A 532-nucleotide genomic window follows, 5' to 3' on the forward strand; every position below is an offset into this window, starting at 1 on the left:
TCGGCGATCAGGTCGTGCAGGAAGTCGCGGGCCTCGCGGCGGAGTTCGGCGTGGGAGAAGGTCAGCGGGGGCTCGGCGGCCGGCAGCCACTCCGCCTCGATGTCCACCCAGCCGAAGCGGCGCTCGAAGAGCAGGCGGTCGGTGGACTCGGTGAAGTCCAGCTCGGCCCGCTGGGGACGGGAGGCCCTGGAGCCCGCCGGGTCCCGGTCGACGCGCTCCACGATGTCGCACAGCGCCCAGGCGAAGTCGAGCACCGGCACCCATCCCCAGGCTGTGGACACCTCGCGGTCCGACTCGGTGTCGGCGAGGTAGACGTCGCCGCAGAACAGGTCGTGGCGCAGGGCGTGGACGTCCGCGCGGCGGTAGTCGGTCTGCGGGGGGTCGGGGAAGCGGTGGGAGAGGGCGTAGCCGATGTCGAGCACGGGGTGATGGTGTCACGACACGGCGGGTTCGCCCGCACGGGTGCCTGGCCGGAGACGGCGCCGCGCCTCCCTAGGATCACGGCGTGCGCCCCCACCGCCCCCATCGCCTC

1 protein-coding gene is annotated in these 532 nt (G+C 73.5%); it reads right to left on the minus strand.

The annotated features are described in order from the left end of the window. Nucleotides 1-422 (minus strand): hypothetical protein (locus B7L92_RS38445; protein ID WP_081241671.1); only part of this gene is annotated, 422 nt, incomplete at its 3' end. Nucleotides 423-532: the final 110 nt, after the last annotated feature.

The organism is Streptomyces viridosporus, from assembly GCF_002078235.1.
GTDB lineage: Bacteria > Actinomycetota > Actinomycetes > Streptomycetales > Streptomycetaceae > Streptomyces > Streptomyces viridosporus.